This window comes from Streptomyces sp. LS1784, assembly GCF_020103755.1.
Taxonomy (GTDB): domain Bacteria; phylum Actinomycetota; class Actinomycetes; order Streptomycetales; family Streptomycetaceae; genus Kitasatospora.
Genome location: NZ_JAHSQD010001125.1, coordinates 1 through 1059, shown reverse-complemented (window position 1 = coordinate 1059; position 1059 = coordinate 1). Strand labels below are relative to the sequence as shown.

General features: G+C 73.9%; 1 protein-coding gene. It reads left to right on the top strand.

Annotated features, from left to right (window positions below; genetic code table 11):
* Positions 1 to 1059, top strand: a 1059-nt coding sequence (gene nagA, locus KS423_RS46090) for an N-acetylglucosamine-6-phosphate deacetylase (protein ID WP_224285602.1), incomplete at both ends; no start/stop codon positions are given.

The window sequence follows — 1059 nt, the reverse complement described above, 5'->3', positions numbered from 1 at the left end:
TCGCCGTCGAGGGCGAGCGCATCGCCGGCCTCGGCGGCGACACCGAGCCCGGCGATCTCGACCTGACCGGGTACACCGTCGTGCCCGGCTTCGTCGACCTGCACGTCCACGGCGGCGGTGGCGCCTCGTACGCCTCCGGCATCGCGGAGGAGGCACTGCTGGCCGCCCGCACCCACCTGGAGCACGGCACCACCACCACGGTGGCCTCCACCGTCACCGGCGAGATCGACGAGGTCGCCCGCCAGGCCGCCGTCCTCTCCGAACTCGTCGAGGACGGCGTCCTGGCCGGCATCCACTTCGAGGGCCCCTTCATCTCGCACAACCGCTGCGGCGCCCACCGCCCCGACCTGCTGCGCGACCCCGACCCGGCGCTGGTGCGCAAGCTGGTCGACGCCGCCCGCGGCCACGCCAGGATGGTCACCCTGGCCCCCGAGCTGCCCGGCGGCCTGGACTCGGTGCGGATGCTCGCCGACCTCGGCGTGATCGCCGCCGTCGGCCACACCGACTCCGACTACGCCACCACCCTGGAGGCGATCGAGGCCGGCGCCACCGTCGCCACCCACCTGTTCAACGCCATGCCCGGCATCGCCCACCGCGCCCCCGGCCCGATCGTGGCACTGCTGGAGGACGAGCGGGTCACCGTCGAGCTGATCAACGACGGCGTGCACCTGCACCCCTCCGTGCTGGACCTCGCCTACGGCACCGCCGGCGCGAACCGGGTCGCCCTGATCACCGACGCCATGGGCGCGGCCGGCATGGGCGACGGCCTCTACCCGCTCGGCCCGCTCCAGGTCGAGGTCAGGGACGGCGTGGCCCGGCTGGTCGAGGGCGGCGCGATCGCCGGCTCCACCCTCACCCTGGACGTGGCGTTCAAGCGCTCGGTCACCGTCAACGGGCTGAGCCTGAACCAGACCGTCGAGTCGCTGTCCGCCACCCCGGCCCGGCTGCTCGGCCTGAGCGACTCGATCGGCTCGCTGGAGACCGGCAAGCTCGCCGACCTGGTCGTGGTCGACTCCGACACCTTCGACCTGGTCGCCGTCATGCGCCACGGCCGCTGGG